The 15,112-nt window shown below is 62.9% G+C and carries 16 protein-coding genes; 7 read left to right on the plus strand and 9 right to left on the minus strand.

Features of this window, described 5'->3' with window-relative positions; genetic code table 11:
• From KBA32_RS05815 to KBA32_RS05825, 3 genes are all read left to right on the plus strand, one after another.
• On the plus strand, positions 1-822 hold an 822-nt coding region (locus tag KBA32_RS05815; protein ID WP_294356414.1), incomplete at its 5' end, for a GMP reductase.
• Between the two features lie 304 nt (positions 823-1,126).
• The gene (locus KBA32_RS05820; RefSeq protein WP_294356416.1) at positions 1,127-1,558 is read left to right on the plus strand and encodes a cytochrome c; all 432 of its coding nucleotides are present in this window, start codon (positions 1,127-1,129) and stop codon (positions 1,556-1,558) included.
• An 18-nt stretch (positions 1,559-1,576) separates the two neighbouring features.
• On the plus strand, positions 1,577-2,950 hold the full coding sequence (locus KBA32_RS05825) for a cbb3-type cytochrome c oxidase subunit I (protein WP_294356417.1): 1,374 nt from the start codon (positions 1,577-1,579) through the stop codon (positions 2,948-2,950).
• A 65-nt stretch (positions 2,951-3,015) separates the two neighbouring features.
• Here the strand turns inward: KBA32_RS05825 and KBA32_RS05830 are convergent, their stop codons facing one another.
• Complete coding sequence (locus KBA32_RS05830; protein ID WP_294356419.1) at positions 3,016-3,924, minus strand: LysR family transcriptional regulator; 909 nt, start codon at positions 3,922-3,924, stop codon at positions 3,016-3,018.
• Positions 3,925-4,018: 94 nt separating this feature from the next.
• Here KBA32_RS05830 and KBA32_RS05835 point away from each other — a divergent pair, with 94 nt between their 5' ends.
• Both KBA32_RS05835 and KBA32_RS05840 read left to right on the plus strand, forming a co-directional pair.
• On the plus strand, positions 4,019-4,621 hold the full coding sequence (locus tag KBA32_RS05835) for an NAD(P)H-dependent oxidoreductase (RefSeq protein ID WP_294356420.1): 603 nt from the start codon (positions 4,019-4,021) through the stop codon (positions 4,619-4,621).
• A 37-nt stretch (positions 4,622-4,658) separates the two neighbouring features.
• Positions 4,659-5,516 (plus strand): pirin family protein, encoded by an 858-nt coding sequence (locus tag KBA32_RS05840; RefSeq protein WP_294356422.1) that lies wholly within the window; start codon positions 4,659-4,661, stop codon positions 5,514-5,516.
• Positions 5,517-5,528: 12 nt separating this feature from the next.
• Here the strand turns inward: KBA32_RS05840 and KBA32_RS05845 are convergent, their stop codons facing one another.
• From KBA32_RS05845 to KBA32_RS05855, 3 genes are read right to left on the minus strand one after another with little or no spacing between them, the layout of a single operon-like run.
• Positions 5,529-6,683, minus strand: coding sequence for a THUMP domain-containing protein (locus KBA32_RS05845; protein ID WP_294356423.1), 1,155 nt, complete (start codon positions 6,681-6,683; stop codon positions 5,529-5,531).
• Positions 6,684-6,708: 25 nt separating this feature from the next.
• Positions 6,709-7,131 carry a CopD family protein gene (locus KBA32_RS05850; RefSeq protein WP_294356425.1) on the minus strand — a complete coding sequence of 141 codons (423 nt, stop codon included), beginning with the start codon at positions 7,129-7,131 and terminating at the stop codon, positions 6,709-6,711.
• Positions 7,131-8,012: an NAD-dependent epimerase/dehydratase family protein gene (locus tag KBA32_RS05855; protein ID WP_294356485.1), complete on the minus strand. Its 882-nt coding sequence runs from the start codon at positions 8,010-8,012 to the stop codon at positions 7,131-7,133. Before KBA32_RS05855 ends, KBA32_RS05850 begins: the two co-directional genes overlap by 1 nt.
• A gap of 68 nt (positions 8,013-8,080) precedes the next feature.
• Between KBA32_RS05855 and KBA32_RS05860 the strand changes: the two genes are divergently transcribed.
• The gene (locus KBA32_RS05860) at positions 8,081-9,133 is read left to right on the plus strand and encodes a CDP-6-deoxy-delta-3,4-glucoseen reductase (RefSeq protein WP_294356430.1); all 1,053 of its coding nucleotides are present in this window, start codon (positions 8,081-8,083) and stop codon (positions 9,131-9,133) included.
• Between the two features lie 5 nt (positions 9,134-9,138).
• Complete coding sequence (locus KBA32_RS05865; RefSeq protein ID WP_294356431.1) at positions 9,139-10,311, plus strand: EAL and HDOD domain-containing protein; 1,173 nt, start codon at positions 9,139-9,141, stop codon at positions 10,309-10,311.
• Between the two features lie 64 nt (positions 10,312-10,375).
• On the opposite strand, the gene KBA32_RS05870 is transcribed toward KBA32_RS05865, so the two are convergent.
• The 5 genes from KBA32_RS05870 to KBA32_RS05890 form a co-directional block, all read right to left on the minus strand.
• Positions 10,376-10,669 carry a c-type cytochrome gene (locus KBA32_RS05870; protein WP_294356433.1) on the minus strand — a complete coding sequence of 98 codons (294 nt, stop codon included), beginning with the start codon at positions 10,667-10,669 and terminating at the stop codon, positions 10,376-10,378.
• Between the two features lie 40 nt (positions 10,670-10,709).
• Entirely contained in the window at positions 10,710-11,327 is a 618-nt protein-coding gene (gene rhtB, locus KBA32_RS05875) for a homoserine/homoserine lactone efflux protein (protein WP_294356435.1), read from the minus strand.
• Positions 11,328-11,371: 44 nt separating this feature from the next.
• Positions 11,372-13,234 (minus strand): dihydroxy-acid dehydratase, encoded by a 1,863-nt coding sequence (gene ilvD, locus KBA32_RS05880; protein ID WP_294356437.1) that lies wholly within the window; start codon positions 13,232-13,234, stop codon positions 11,372-11,374.
• Between the two features lie 144 nt (positions 13,235-13,378).
• Positions 13,379-14,458, minus strand: a complete 1,080-nt coding sequence (gene aroB, locus KBA32_RS05885) for a 3-dehydroquinate synthase (protein WP_294356440.1) — start codon at positions 14,456-14,458, stop codon at positions 13,379-13,381.
• Positions 14,446-14,982, minus strand: a complete 537-nt coding sequence (locus KBA32_RS05890) for a shikimate kinase (RefSeq protein ID WP_294356441.1) — start codon at positions 14,980-14,982, stop codon at positions 14,446-14,448. Before KBA32_RS05890 ends, aroB begins: the two co-directional genes overlap by 13 nt.
• Positions 14,983-15,112 lie beyond the last annotated feature (130 nt).

Here is a 15,112-nt window from a genome sequence, read left to right on the forward strand (position 1 = left end):
TACAGCGACGAGGAGTTGCTCGCCTTCTTCGCCGAGCCGCAGCAATCGTCGAACTTCTATTCGATGGGCATCACCGCTCCCGATTTCGAGAAGTTCAAGCGCGTCATGGACAAAGCCAACGGCACGATCGAGAACGTCTGCGTCGACGTCGCCAACGGCTATACAAAGGCCTTCATCAGCTTCATCCACAAGCTGCGCGCGGCGTATCCCGCGATCACGATCATGGCCGGCAACGTCGTCACCGGCGAGATGACCGAAGAGCTGATCCTCGATGGCGTCGACATCGTCAAGGTCGGCATCGGCCCCGGCTCGGTGTGCACGACGCGGCGCATGACCGGCGTCGGCTACCCGCAGCTCTCGGCGATCATCGAATGCGCCGACGCGGCGCACGGCCTGCGCGGCCTGATCTGCGCCGACGGCGGCTGCACCTCGCCAGGCGATCTGGCCAAGGCCTTCGGCGCCGGCGCCGACTTCATCATGCTCGGTGGCATGCTCGCTGGCCACGACGAATGCGGCTCGGACCTCGTCGAGGTCAACGGCGTGAAGAAGATGCGCTTCTACGGCATGAGCTCGCGCGAGGCGATGACCAAGTACGCCGGCGGCGTCGCCGGCTACCGCGCCTCGGAAGGCAAGGAAGTCCTGCTCGACTACCGCGGTCCGGTGGAAAACACGCTGCAGGACATCCTCGGCGGTGTGCGCTCGGCGTGCACCTACGTCGGTGCGCGCACGCTCAAGGAGCTCTCGAAGCGCACGACCTTCGTCCGCGTGACGCAGCAGATCAACGAGGTCTTCGGCCCGGCGCGCGACGACGCGAAACGATAAACCTGAAATCCTCGGTTGCCCCGCGTCATACCCTTCGACACGCCCGCTGTGCGGGCTGCTCAGGGCGAACGGAGGTGGACCCTACCGGTGCGCTCAAGAATAACCGCTCGTCCTGAGTCGTGAGCCTGTCGAACGATCGAAGGATGGGCGGTTTTCGTTATTCAACTGGGAATTCCAGGACAAACGCGCTCGCTTTCCGGACAAGCCCGACGTAAACCGTCGGGTTTTTAATTTGCATCAATGCCCCGCTTCGGGCTGCGCCGAATAATGCGCTCCTCAATCAACAACGACGGAGGAGACATCCATGAGTGGCGCTTTCTCGAAGTCGATGGCGCGCAACGTGTTTTTTGGCGGGACGGTGTTTTTCTTCCTCCTGTTCCTTGCGCTCACCTTCGACACCATCAAGCAACTGCCCAAGCGCGACATGCGGCAGAACATCACGCCGCAGGTCGCCGCCGGCAAGCACATCTGGGAAACGCGCAACTGCATCGGCTGCCACACCCTGATGGGCGAAGGCGCGTACTTCGCGCCGGAACTCGGCAACGTGATGGTCCGCTTCGGCAGCAAGGAGGCGATCAAGGCCTTCATCCAGAGCCGCCCGGTCGAAGGCATCGAGGGGCGGCGCAGCATGCCGCAGTTCAACCTGACCGAAGAAGAACTCGACGCCGTCGCGGCCTTCCTCGAACACGTCAGCAAGATCAACAACGCCAACTGGCCGCCCAACGTCCAGGGCTGATCCGCGGGAGAACTGAAAATGCAATACAAGACACAAGCGGTTGCCAAACCCTACTTCATCGCGGCGATCGGCCTCTTCGTCGGCCAGATCGTCTTCGGCGTCATCCTCGGCCTGCAGTACGTGATCGGCGATTTCCTCTTCCCCGAGATCCCGTTCAACGTCGCGCGCATGGTGCATACCAATCTGCTCATCGTGTGGCTGCTCTTCGGCTTCATGGGCGCGGCGTACTACCTGATTCCCGAGGAGTCGGAAACTGAACTGTTCAGTCCGAAACTGGCGCTGATCATGTTCTGGATCTTCCTCGTCGCCGGTGCGCTGACCATCGTCGGCTACCTCGCGGTCCCCTACGCCCGGCTGGCCGACCTCACCGGCAACAATGTCCTGGCGACGATGGGTCGCGAGTTCCTCGAACAGCCGCTGCCGACAAAGGTCGGCATCGTCGTCGTCGCGCTCGCCTTCCTCTTCAACATCACGATGACGGTGCTCAAGGGGCGCAAGACGTCGATCAGCATCGTCCTCCTGCTCGGCCTGTGGGGTCTGGCGGTCTTCTTCCTGTTCTCCTTCTACAACCCCGCGAACATCGCGCTCGACAAGTACTTCTGGTGGTTCGTCGTGCACCTGTGGGTCGAAGGCGTGTGGGAACTGATCATGGGCGCCATGCTCGCCTACGTGCTGATCAAGGTGACGGGCGTCGACCGCGAAGTGATCGAGAAGTGGCTCTACGTCATCGTTACGCTGGCGCTGGTCACCGGCCTCATCGGCACCGGCCACCACTTCTACTGGATCGGCGCACCGGAATACTGGCAGTGGTGGGGCTCGATCTTCTCCGCACTGGAGCCGATTCCCTTCTTCGCGATGACCGTCTTCGCCTTCAACATGGTCAATCGCCGTCGCCGCGAGCACCCGAACAAGGCGGCCGTACTCTGGGCCCTCGGCACCGGCGTCATGGCCTTCCTCGGCGCCGGCGTCTGGGGTTTCCTTCACACGCTCGCGCCGGTGAACTACTACACGCACGGCACGCAGATCACCGCCGCGCACGGCCACATGGCGTTCTACGGCGCCTACGTGATGGTCAACCTGACGATGATCTCCTACGCCATGCCGCTGCTGCGCGGCCGTGCCGCGAACAGCAACAAGGCGCAGGTGGTCGAGATGTGGTCGTTCTGGCTGATGACCGTGGCGATGGTCTTCATCACGCTCTTCCTCACCGCCGCCGGCATCCTTCAGGTGTGGCTGCAGCGCGTGTCGGAGAACCCGCTGCAGTTCATGGTCGTGCAGGATCAGGTCAGCATCTTCTACTGGATGCGTGAATGGTCCGGCGTGGTATTCCTGATCGGGCTGATCTGCTACATTGTCAGCTTCTTTGTCGGCGGCGAGAAGAAAGCCGCCTGATCAAAGACCGGACTCGTTAGCAGCATTGGCGCCCGCCGCAAGACGGGCGCCGTTTTTTTGGGCGTTCACGCGGGAGCTGCACGTTCCCCATCGACGGACTCGCGGATGAGCTGCGCCAGGCGGCGGACGCCCGGCCCGGCGAAAACGGGATCGGCGAGTACCAGATAGAGTGGTACCGAGCGTTCACCGCCTTCGCGCAGCGGCAGTGGCGTGATCAGCCCGGCGGCCAATTCGTCGCGGATATGCTCGATCGGCAGCCAGGCGAAGCCGTAGCCGGAACTTACGGCGCGGATGGAGCTGGCGATGTTGCTCACTGTCCAGCGCTGGTCGACCTCCACCGAAACCGCCTTGCGATCGCGCTTCGCTCCGGTGTCGCGGACGACGATGTGCCGGTGCGCGCGCAGGTCGCGGTGCGTGACCTCGCGCCCGAGTCGATTCAACGGGTGATCACGATGCGCGACGGCGATCACGCGCGAATGAATCAGCAACTCGCCGAGAAACCCCGGCGGGATCTGCGGCGTGATGGCGAGATCGGCCTGCCCCTTGAGCAAGGCCTCGGGCGTTCCGCCGAGGACCGATTCGATCAGTTCGACGCGCGTGCGCGGACTCTCCTCGCCAAAGCGTGCAAGGCAATCGAGGATGCGCCGCGCCGGGAAGAGCACTTCCGCCGCCAGGTGGATCTCGGCCTCCCAGCCGGCAGAAAGCGTATGCGCCGCCTGTTCCAGGTCGCTCGCTTCACCAACGAGCGCCAGCGCGCGCCGGTAGAGCATCTGCCCGGTCGGCGTCAGGATCGCCTTGCGCCCCTGGATTTCAAACGCCTTCAGTTCGAGTTGGGATTCGATCTTCTGTACGGCATAGGTCACCGCCGACTGGCTCTTGTGCAGCACTTCGGCCGCCTGTGCATAGCCGCCGGCGTCGACGACGGCGATCAGTGCACGCCACTGGTCAAGCGAGATGGCTGGAGCGTTAGACATATCTAAGTTTTCGATAAAAACGAGCTGAATATTGATCTTTTTTATCTCATTCGTAAATTGTTTAATACGCCCATCCCAACCACGGAGGTGTGCCATGAAAACCCTGCTGCAACTCAATACCAGCCTTTTCGCCGCTGGCGGACAATCGAGCCAACTCACCGACAAGTTCGTCGCCACCTGGAAAGCCAACAACGCCGACGCGAACGTGATCGTGCGCGACCTCGCCAGCAACCCGCTGCCGCACCTCGACGCCGAGCACTTCCTGGCCTACATCGCAAAACCTGAGGAACGTACCGCACGCCAGCAGGAACTCGCCGCCGCGGCGGACGCGCTGATCGAGGAAATCAAGTCGGTCGACGTCATCGTGCTCGGTCTGCCGATGTACAACTTCGGCGCGCCATCGACGCTCAAGGCCTACTTCGACCGCATCGCGCGTGCCGGCGTCACCTTCCGCTATACCGCCAACGGCCCGGAAGGTCTGCTCACCGGCAAGAAGGCCTACATCTTCGCCACGCGCGGCGGCCTCTATGCCGGCACGCCGCTCGACAGCCAGACGACCTACGTGCGCGACTTCCTCGGTTTCCTGGGGATCACCGACGTCGAGTTCATCTACGCCGAAGGACTGAACATGGGCGAGGAAAGCAAGCAGGCGGCACTCGCCAAGGCGCAGGACCAGCTGGAAGAACTGGCTGCCTGAGTCACTCACTCACTCGCAACCACACCAAGGAGTCGTCATGAACATCCGTACGCTGCAACACGTCATCCCCTCGCAACCCACCTCCGACGGTGCCGGCGTCAAGCTCCGGCGCAGCCTGGGGCAGCGCTCGGGTGTTCGTCTCGACCCCCTCCTGATGCTCGACGAGTTCTCCTCGTACGACGCCAACGACTACATCGCCGGCTTCCCGAGTCATCCGCATCGTGGTTTCGAGACGGTCACCTACATGCTCGACGGCCACATGCTGCACGAGGACCATCTCGGCAATCGCGGCGACCTGCTGGCCGGCGGCGCCCAATGGATGACCGCCGGACGTGGCATCATCCACTCGGAAATGCCGCAGCAAGTGAGTGGGCGCTTGCGCGGCTTCCAGCTCTGGCTCAACCTGCCGGCGAAGGAAAAGATGAAGCCGGCGCACTACCGCGACATCCGGCCGGACGAAATCCCGACCGTCGCACTCGCCGACAAGGTCACGGCGCGCGTGATCGCCGGCGAACTCGAAACCGGAGAAGGAAAGGTACGCGGCCCGATCCACGGCCTGAGTACCGAACCGCGCTATTTCGACGTCCGGCTGGAAGCGGGGGCGACGTTCACGCACCCCGTGCCGGAAGGGCACACGGTGTTCGTGTATGGCTACGAGGGCAAGCTCGCGATCGGTCCGGCCGACACGTCGCGCAGCCTCGATACGCACAGCGCCGGCGCGCTGGTCGGCGGCGACGAAGTTCGGGTGAGCGCCGTCGATGGTCCGGCGGCCTTCCTGCTGCTCGCCGCGCGCCCGCTCGGCGAGCCGGTGGTGCAGTACGGCCCCTTCGTGATGAACACGCGCGAGGAGATCGAACAGGCGATCAACGACTACCAGAACGGCACGCTGGCCTGATTCGCTTGCTGCTCAGCGCCGGTTGCTGCCGGCGACCATCTTGAATTCGAAGAGCCGGCACTCGATCGCGCCGTTGTAGAGCGGCGTCTTCTTGCTCGGCGTCAGGCGCATCAGCTTGGGCATGCGCAGGTCGGCCGTGAGGAGGAAGCAGTTCCAGCCGGCGAAGTTGCGCTTGAGCGCACTGCCGAGCTGCGGATAGAAGGCCGCGAGTTCCTCCTGCTCCGAGAGCCGTTCGCCGTAGGGCGGATTGGCGATCATGATGCCCGCCTCGCCTTCGCCGCGCGGCGGCGCTTCGATCTCCAGGATGTCGCCCGAACTCAGCTTGACCGCCGGCAGCAGGCCGGCGCGGTCGAGGTTGGCGAGCGCCGCGCGCACCGAAACCGGCGAAATGTCGCTGCCGTAGATTCCGGCGAACGCGGCCGGTTTCTCGACGTCCATCGCCTCGTCGAGCATGTCTTTCCAGACGCCGAGCTGAAAGTTCTTCAATCGCTGGAAGCCGAAGCTGCGCCCGCCCGCGCCCGGTGCGATGTTGAGCGCCATCTGCGCAGCCTCGGTGAGAAAGGTGCCGCTGCCGCACATCGGATCGAGCAACGGCATGCCCGGCTGCCAGCCCGAGAGCCGGATGATGCCGGCAGCGACGTTCTCCTTGAGCGGCGCTTCGACCGTCTTCTGGCGCAGACCGCGCTGGTAAAGCGGCGCCCCGGACGTATCGATGTAGAGCGTGCACTCGTCGGCGGTGATGAAGCCGTGCATGCGCACGTCCGGCTCGCGCGTGTCGACGTTCGGCCGCTTGCCGGTATCGGCGCGAAAGCGGTCGCAGATCGCGTCCTTGATGCGCAGCGTGATGAACTCCAGGCTCTTCAGCGGACTCTTTACCGCCGTCACATCGACGCGAATCGTCTGCGTCGCCGCGAACCACTTGCCCCACGGAGAGTCGAGGGCGAGCTTGTAGATATCGTCCTCCTTGGCGTAACGACCGTGCGCGACGCGCCAGAGGATGCGCGTGGCAATGCGCGAGTGAAGGTTGACGGCGTAGCAGGTCGGCCAGTCGGCGACGAAATGCACACCGCCGGGAATCGCCTTCAAATCCTTCACGCCGGCGGCGGTGAGGTCTTCGGCAAGCAGGGCTTCGAGCCCGCGCGGACAACTGGCAAAGAATTTTTCCACAAGGAAATCCTAGAAAGGGGAGGGACTAAAACGGCTTGAGCACGACCAGCAGGATGACGGCGAGCAGCACGACGACGGGAATCTCGTTGAACCAGCGAAACCAGACATGGCTGCGTGTGTTGCAGCCGTTGTTGAAGTCACGCAGCAGCTTGCGGCAATAGTGGTTGTAGCCGACGAGACCGACGACGAGCAACAGCTTGGCGTGCATCCACGGCCCGGATATCCCGACACCGAGCCACAGCCAGAGGCCGGTGATCAGCGCGAGGTAGCCGATCGGCGTCATGAAGCGGTAGAGCTTTCCGGCCATGAGCAGCAGGCGGTCGCGCTCGGCGACGCTGTCCGCCGGCACCATCGCCAGATTGACGAAGATGCGCGGCAGGTAGAAGAGGCCGGCGAACCAGCTGGTCACGAGAAGAATGTGCAGCGACCTGATTTCGAGGTAGAGCATCAGGCGTTCCTTTCGCGCCAGGCGGCGTTGATACCGTCCGCAACCTGCGGAAAGCGCAATTGTGCCTTGAGTTCGCTCTTGATACGTCGGTTGGAGAGCCGACGCGACTCGCTCATGAACGAAAGCTGAACCGGCGAGAGCGTTCCTTGAGCCTCGGCGCGCGAAACGCGGGGCGAGCGCGGCAGCCCGAAACGGTCGGCAACGAGGTCGAAGTATTCGCCCATTTTCATCTCCGCGTCGTCAGTCGCGTTGTAACAACGATTCGCACGGCCGTAGCGTAGCGCGGCGCAGGTCAACATCGCCAGGTCGTCGGCGTGGATGTGGTTGGTGAACACGTCGTCTTCGTCGCGCAGAACGTTGGCGCCTTTCATCAGACGCTCGAGCGGCAGCCGGTCGCCGGCGTAGATCCCCGGGGCGCGCAGGATGCTGACGCGCGTCCCGCCGCGCACACCGAACCGGCGCAGCCGAGTTTCCGCATCGACACGACGCCTTGCTCGTGCGGTCGCAGGGCGCGCAGGGCGCGTCTCGTCGATGCGTTCGCCGGCACAATCGCCGTAGACGCCGCTCGTACTTATGTAGACAAGTCGCTGTGGTAGACTTTGCCCCCGGCATAAGGCGGCAAGCAGCCGGCGCATGCGGGTATCGACGGTGCCACGTTCAGGCGGCGGCGCAAAATGCAGCAAGATGTCGGCGAGCCCGGCGAGACGCTTGAGCGTCGAAGGCTCGTCCAGATCGGCCAGCACCGGGCAGGCGCCGTGATCCCGCCAGAATGAAAACTGCGTCGGGTCGCGCAGCAAGGCGAAGAGGCGGTAGCGGCCGACGAGGCGCGGCAAGGTGCGGCGAGCCACATCGCCACAGCCGACGATCAGGAGCTTCTGCAGTTTTCGCCGTGTTTTTTGCTGTTTTTTCACCGCACAATTTTACCGGAATCAACTCGCAGGGAGTTTTGATGGCTTTCCAGATCAACGTTCAGCCCGGGACGCACGGCTTTGCCGCCGAAGTCGACGAGACCGTCCTCGACGCCGCCTTGCGCCAGGGAGTGATCCTGCCTTACGGCTGCCGGAACGGAGCCTGCGGATCGTGCCGGGGCAAGGTGCTGAGCGGCGAGATTGACCATGGAGAAGCGCAGCTTCACGCGCTGAGCGAAGACGACCGACGCGACGGTTTCGCCTTGTTCTGCTGCGCCAAGGCAAGGAGCGACCTGGACATCGAAGTCCGCGAAGTGCGTTCGGTGCGCGACCTGCCGGTCAAGACCTTGCCGGTGCGCGTGCAGAAAATGACGCGCGCCGCGCGCGACGTGATGATCGTCGAAGTCAAGCTCCCGGCCAGCGAGCGGCTGCAGTTCCTGCCCGGGCAGTACATCGAGATCCTGCTGAAGGAAGGTCGTCGGCGAGCTTTCTCGCTGGCCAACCCGCCGAACGACGACGCCACTCTGCAGTTGCACATCCGTCACGTACCCGGCGGTTTCTTTACCGGCCACGTGTTCTCGACGCTGAAGGAACGCGACATCCTGCGGATCAATGGGCCGCACGGCAGCTTTTATCTGCACGAGGATTCGGACAAACCGATTTTGCTGGTGGCGGGCGGCACCGGTTTTGCGCCGATCAAGGCCATCGTCGAGTACATGATCGCGGAGAAGTCGTCACGCCCGACGACGATCTACTGGGGCGGCCGGACACCTGCCGACCTGTATCTTCAACCACTCGCCGAGGCCTGGGCACGCGAACACGCACATATCCGCTTCGTCCCGGTGCTGTCCGACGCGCAACCAGGCGACGACTGGCCGGGAAGGACCGGCCTGGTTCACGTCGCCGCCATGCTGGATTGGCCGGACCTTTCCGCCCATCAGGTGTATGTTTGTGGCTCGCCGGCAATGGTGGATGCCGCCCGAGGCGATTTTGTCGGACAATGTCGTCTGCCCGAGAACGAATTCTTCGCGGATTCGTTCGAATTCGCCAACGATGCGTCCGGTGAGCGCAGGCCGCGCCCTACAGAAGGTTGAAAACAATGCCCGAAGTGTTCATTTCCCGTCAGCCGCTCGTCAATCGCCAGAGCAAGATCATCGCCACGCGCCTGACGCTTCACCCGCAGGGCGGCGCGACGCTGAAGGACGCCGCCGACGCGTTGGCGCTGCTCGCCGAATTCTGGCCGCAAGGCGAGAAGCTCGTGTTTATCAACTGCGGCTCGACATGCGATGCGAGCGTGCTCGAATGGCTCTTCCCGGGCAACGCGACGTTCGAAGTCCGCCCATCCACCCTCGTCGGCGCTGACGGCGCCGCCCTGGTCGCCGCGCTCAAGGCCACCCAGCCATCGCTGTGCATGGTTTTCGACAACGACGCGGGCGCGGCGCTGGCGACCGGCTTGTCGTTCCGCTTCATCAGCTTCGACGCACGGCGCTACACACCGGCGCAACTGAAGATCCTGGCGACGAAGACCCAGCCCTATGGCATCGGCGTCGCATTCAACGTGTTCGACGCGCCGACCTTCCAGGCCTGCCTCGACGCCGGCGTCAATGCCGCCGCCAGCTGGTTCTTCAAGAACCCCGGCAAGCCGCCGGCCAAGGCGCTCAACCCCGGACAGGCGCAGATCATCCGCGTGCTGAACCTGGTGCGCAAGAATGCGGAGGTCAAGGAGATCGAAGCTGCGCTCAAGCAGGACGTGGCGCTCTCCTACAAATTGCTGCGCTACATCAACTCGGCCGGTTTCGGGCTTTCTTGCGAGATCCAGTCCTTCCGCCACGCGGTGACCATCCTCGGTTACGAGAAGCTCAACAAGTGGCTTTCGCTGCTGCTGGCCACGGCGAGCAAAGACCCGATGGCCCCGGCGCTGATGCATACCGCGCTGACGCGCGCGCGCCTGATGGAGTTGCTCTCGCACGGGCTTGTCGACCGGCAGGAATACGACAACCTGTTCATCACCGGCGCGTTCTCGATGCTCGATGCGCTACTCGGCGTCAGCATGGAGAAGGTGCTCGAGTCGATGAGTCTGCCCGAGCCGATCTGCGACGCACTGCTCGGGCACGGCGGTGTTTACGGCCCCTTCCTCGAACTGGCCAAGGTCAGCGAGGGCGAAGACGGTGTCGCGCTCGCCGAGCAGGCCGGCATGCTCGGACTTTCCGCCGAGCAGTTCAACCGCGCCCAGATGCAGGCGCTGCAATTCGCCGAGACGATGGAACTGTAGAAGGAAACCGTGCCGGCGTTGCCCACAAAAAAACCGGCAAGCGCCGGTTTTTTTGTCTTCAGATCTACTTCTGGCCGAGGATCCACTGGACGATCCTGGCGGCTTCATCCGGCTTTACCCGTGGATTCGGCGGCATGACGACTTCCGCCTTGAGCTCCGCTTTCCACACGCCCTTGCTGCCCTTGATGACCCGCTCGGCGAGCGCGGCATCGACGTCCTTCTGACCGGCATACCGCCTGGCGATGTCCCTGAACGACGGGCCGATGCGTTTGGCATCGAGTGCGTGGCACGCCATGCAGTTCTTCGACTTTGCCAGCGCCTCGTCGCCCCGGGCGCTGCCGGTCGAAAGAATAAGCACGATGACCAGCGGCGACAAAGCGGCCCATGCTCGCATCCGGTCAGGCGCGGCTCGAATTGGCGAGCAGGACGCCCGCGCCGACGAAAATTCCGCCAAAGAAACGATTCTGCGACTTCAAGGCTGCGGGATTGCGCAACCAACGCCGCAAACGGGTGGCAAGCAGCGCGTACCCCGACATGACGATGCTGTCGACGCCGCACATGGTCAAGCCCATGATGACGAATTGCGGCCATTGCGGACGCGTTGGATCGATGAACTGCGGCGTCAGCGCGGCGATGAAGACGATCGCCTTGGGATTGGTCAGGTTGACGAGCAGACCTTCCATGAACAAGCCTTTGGCCGCGATAGCCAACTTCTCTGCGTCAATCTCCTCCGGTGGCGAGCGCCATTTCTGGATGCCGAGCCAGATGAGGTAAGCGGCACCAAGGAGTTTGACGGCATCGAAGGCGTGCTTCGACGTGAGGAGCAAGGCCCCGAGGCCGAGCGCAACGACGGTGAGCTGGATGACCAGAGCAGTCTGCAGGCCGCCGATCACGCGCACGGCCGAGCGGTAGCCAAAGCGCATACCGGCGCTCATCGATGCGGCCGCACCCGGTCCGGGCGAAATGGCAATCAGGATGGCCGCCAGCAAGAAGGCGAGCCAGAGGGAGAGAGACATTTGGCAAGATTCCTTTCAGGTAATCGCGTAACCGACCCGCCGCATCAACGCCGCTTGAGCAGGCTGAGGTCGCGCACCGCGCCGGTCGCTGCCGAAGTCGCCATCAACGCGTAGGCCTGCAGCGCCTTGGAGACGTGCCGCTTGCGCGGATGTGCAGGCGCCCAGGCTTTGTCGTCCTTGGCGTTCATCGCCTGCCGGCGCTCTTCGAGTTCACCCGCTGAAACCGCGAGATGAATACGGCGCGCCGGGATGTCGATCTCGATCGTATCGCCTTCCTCGACGAGACCAATCGCGCCGCCTTCCGCCGCTTCCGGCGAGACGTGGCCGATCGAGAGGCCGGACGTGCCGCCAGAGAAACGACCGTCGGTCAGTAAAGCACAGGCTTTGCCGAGGCCCTTGGACTTGAGGTAGGACGTCGGATAGAGCATCTCCTGCATGCCCGGGCCGCCCTTCGGTCCTTCGTAACGGATCACGACCACATCGCCGGCGACGATCTCGTCGCCCAGGATGGCCTGCACGGCGGCATCCTGGCTCTCATGAACGCGCGCCCGGCCGCTGAACTTCCAGATGCTCTCGTCGACACCCGCCGTTTTCACGATACAACCGTCCTCGGCGATATTGCCGAAGAGCACGGCAAGGCCGCCTTCCTGCGAGTAGGCGTTGGCTTGATCGCGGATGCAGCCGTGCGTGCGATCGAGATCGAGTTCGGGATAGCGCCGGTTCTGCGAGAAAGCCACTTGCGTCGGCACACCGCCCGGTGCGGCGCGGAAAAACTCGTAAACGGAGAGGTCGTGGGCGCGATGCATGACATCCCAGATGTCGATGGCTTCGCCCAGCGTCTTCGTATGCACGGTCGGGACATTCAGGTGCAGCAGGTTCGAGCGTGCGAGTTCGCCCAGAATGCCGATGATGCCGCCAGCGCGATGCACGTCCTCGATGTGGAACTTGTCGGTCATCGGCGCCACCTTGCACAGGCAGGGCACCTTGCGCGAGATGCGGTCGATGTCATTCATCGTGAAGTTGACGCCGGCCTCCTGCGCGGCGGCCAGGAGGTGCAGGACGGTATTGGTCGAGCCGCCCATCGTTACGTCGAGCGTCATCGCGTTCTCGAACGCCTCGAACGAACCGATAGAGCGCGGCAGCACCGAGTTGTCGTTCTGCTCGTAGTAGCGCCGGCAAAGCTCGACGATCTGGTGCCCCGCCTTGATGAACAATTCCTTGCGATCGGCGTGAGTAGCGACCAGCGTACCGTTGCCGGGAAGCGCAAAACCCAGCGCTTCGGTCAGGCAGTTCATCGAATTCGCTGTGAACATCCCCGAGCACGAGCCGCACGTGGGACATGCGGAGCGCTCGATTTCGGCAACTTCGGCGTCGGAAACCTTGCTGTCGGCTGCCTTGACCATCGCGTCAACCAGGTCCAGATGAACGATCTGCCCGCTCGGCGCCTTGTACTTGCCGGCCTCCATCGGGCCACCCGAAACGAAGATCGTAGGAATATTGACGCGCATCGCCGCCATCAACATTCCCGGCGTGATCTTGTCGCAATTGGAGATGCAGACCATGGCGTCGGCACAATGCGCGTTGACCATGTACTCGACTGAATCAGCAATCAGATCGCGCGACGGCAGCGAATAGAGCATGCCGTCATGGCCCATGGCGATGCCATCATCGACGGCGATGGTATTGAACTCCTTGGCGATACCACCCGCCTTCTCGATTTCGGCCGCGACCAGTTGCCCGATATCCTTGAGGTGTACGTGTCCCGGGACGAACTGCGTGAAAGAATTCACAACGGCGATGATTGGCTTGCCGAAGTCGCCGTCCTTCATGCCGGTGGCGCGCCAAAGCGCGCGGGCGCCGGCCATGTTTCGGCCGTGGGTCGAAGTACGGGAACGATAATCGGGCATGGCAAACCTCCAGAACGGAAACAGTCGGAATCGAACGACCAATTCTACCGAAGAAGCGCACCCTTGTTTTGCGTGAGGCGCCTCGGCAGCAACCGGTCGCGCGGTGCCCACCCTAATCGGCGGCGACCGACGAGCCCGACCGCGTCACGTCCGGCTGGTAATCGCCTGGGTAACGTCCGACAGGGGAGCGGCGCTGGTCGATACGGCACGACCGATCTGTTCAAGCAGGACGAGGTTCATCTTCCCGTTCTGAACCTTCTTGTCGTGCTGCATGAGTTCGAGGTACTTCGCCGGCGCCAGTGCCGGCCCGACAGTCGGCAGTCCTGCCCGACGAAACAGGGCATCAATTCGCTCAACGTCGCCGTCGTTCAGCCACCCCAGTCGGCGCGACAGGTCTGCCGCCATCATCGTTCCCGCCGCGACCGCCTCACCGTGCAGCCAGGCGCCGTACCCCATACCCGCCTCGATCGCATGACCAAAGGTGTGCCCGAGATTCAGCAATGCCCGCTCGCCCTTTTCCCTTTCGTCCGCAGAGACGACCTCAGCTTTGTTCTTGCAGGAACGTGCAATCGCAAACACCAGTGCGTCGGGCCGACGAGCCAGCACGTCGTCGAGATTCTGCTCGAGCCACTCCAGGAACGGCAGGTCGCGTATCAGGCCGTACTTGATGACCTCGGCCAAGCCCGCACGCAGTTCTCTGTCCGGCAGCGTTGTCAGAACGTCGGTGTCGGCCAGCACGACCTCGGGCTGATAGAACGCACCGATCATGTTCTTTCCGCGCGGGTGGTTGATCGCGGTCTTGCCGCCAACGGAGGAGTCGACCTGCGCCAGCAAAGTTGTCGGAACCTGAATGAACGGAACCCCCCGCTGGTAGCAAGCCGCAGCAAAGCCCGTGAGATCCCCGACCACTCCGCCCCCCAGGGCAATCAGCGTGGTGCTTCGATCACAACGTTTCTCAAGCAGGAAGTCGAATACCGAATTCAGCGCTTCCCAGTTCTTGAATTGCTCGCCGTCCGCCAATAGCAGGTTCGATGAGTCGACACCGGCATTTCGCAACAGCCCGGACAAAGCGTCGGCATAAAGCGGAGCAACCGTCGTATTGGTGACAATAACCGCCTTCGGATGTACAAGATGCGGGAGCAGCAGGTCGGCACGCGCGGCAACGCCCGCGCCAATGTGGATCGGATAGCTTCTATCTGCCAGCGAAACGCTCAATGACTCCATCGATTTCCAAATTCCTTCATCAACAATTGCGTTACGCCCTGTGCGTTAATGCGGCTTCCATCGACCACCAAGTCCGCAACTTCCCGGTAGAGGGGGTCGCGTTGCGCAAAGAGCTGCTGAAGCTTGCCTAACGGATCATCAACCTTAAGCAGCGGACGGTTCTTGTCGGCGCGTGTTCGCTCCCACAGGATGTGTGGCGGGACATTCAGGTAAACCACGAACCCGCTTTTGGTCAGGTTCTCGCGATTCTCCGGTCGCAACACAACCCCGCCGCCGGTCGCAACGATCGCGTTCGACATCCTGGTGCAATCTTCGACGACTTGCGACTCCCGGCGCCGAAACCCATCCTCCCCTTCGATCTCGAAGATCGTCGGGATACTTACGCCGGTTCGCTCTTCGACCTCTCGATCCGTGTCCATGAACACCAAGCCCAATCGTTTGGCGAGAATCCGGCCGATCGTGGTCTTGCCCGACCCCATCAGGCCGACCAAGTAGACATTCGAACTGTTTTGCTCTTTATTCACTAACTCAGTATTCCACAACCAGCAGCCTTGGCGATCGACATGAGCGCGCCAATCGGCACACGTCCCGCCACGACCCGATACAGATTTTGTTTCACCAACGTGCACCGCATCAGTATTCGGACAGACCGTT

The sequence above is a fragment of the Propionivibrio sp. genome (assembly GCF_017995515.1).
Taxonomy (GTDB): Bacteria; Pseudomonadota; Gammaproteobacteria; order Burkholderiales; family Rhodocyclaceae; genus Propionivibrio.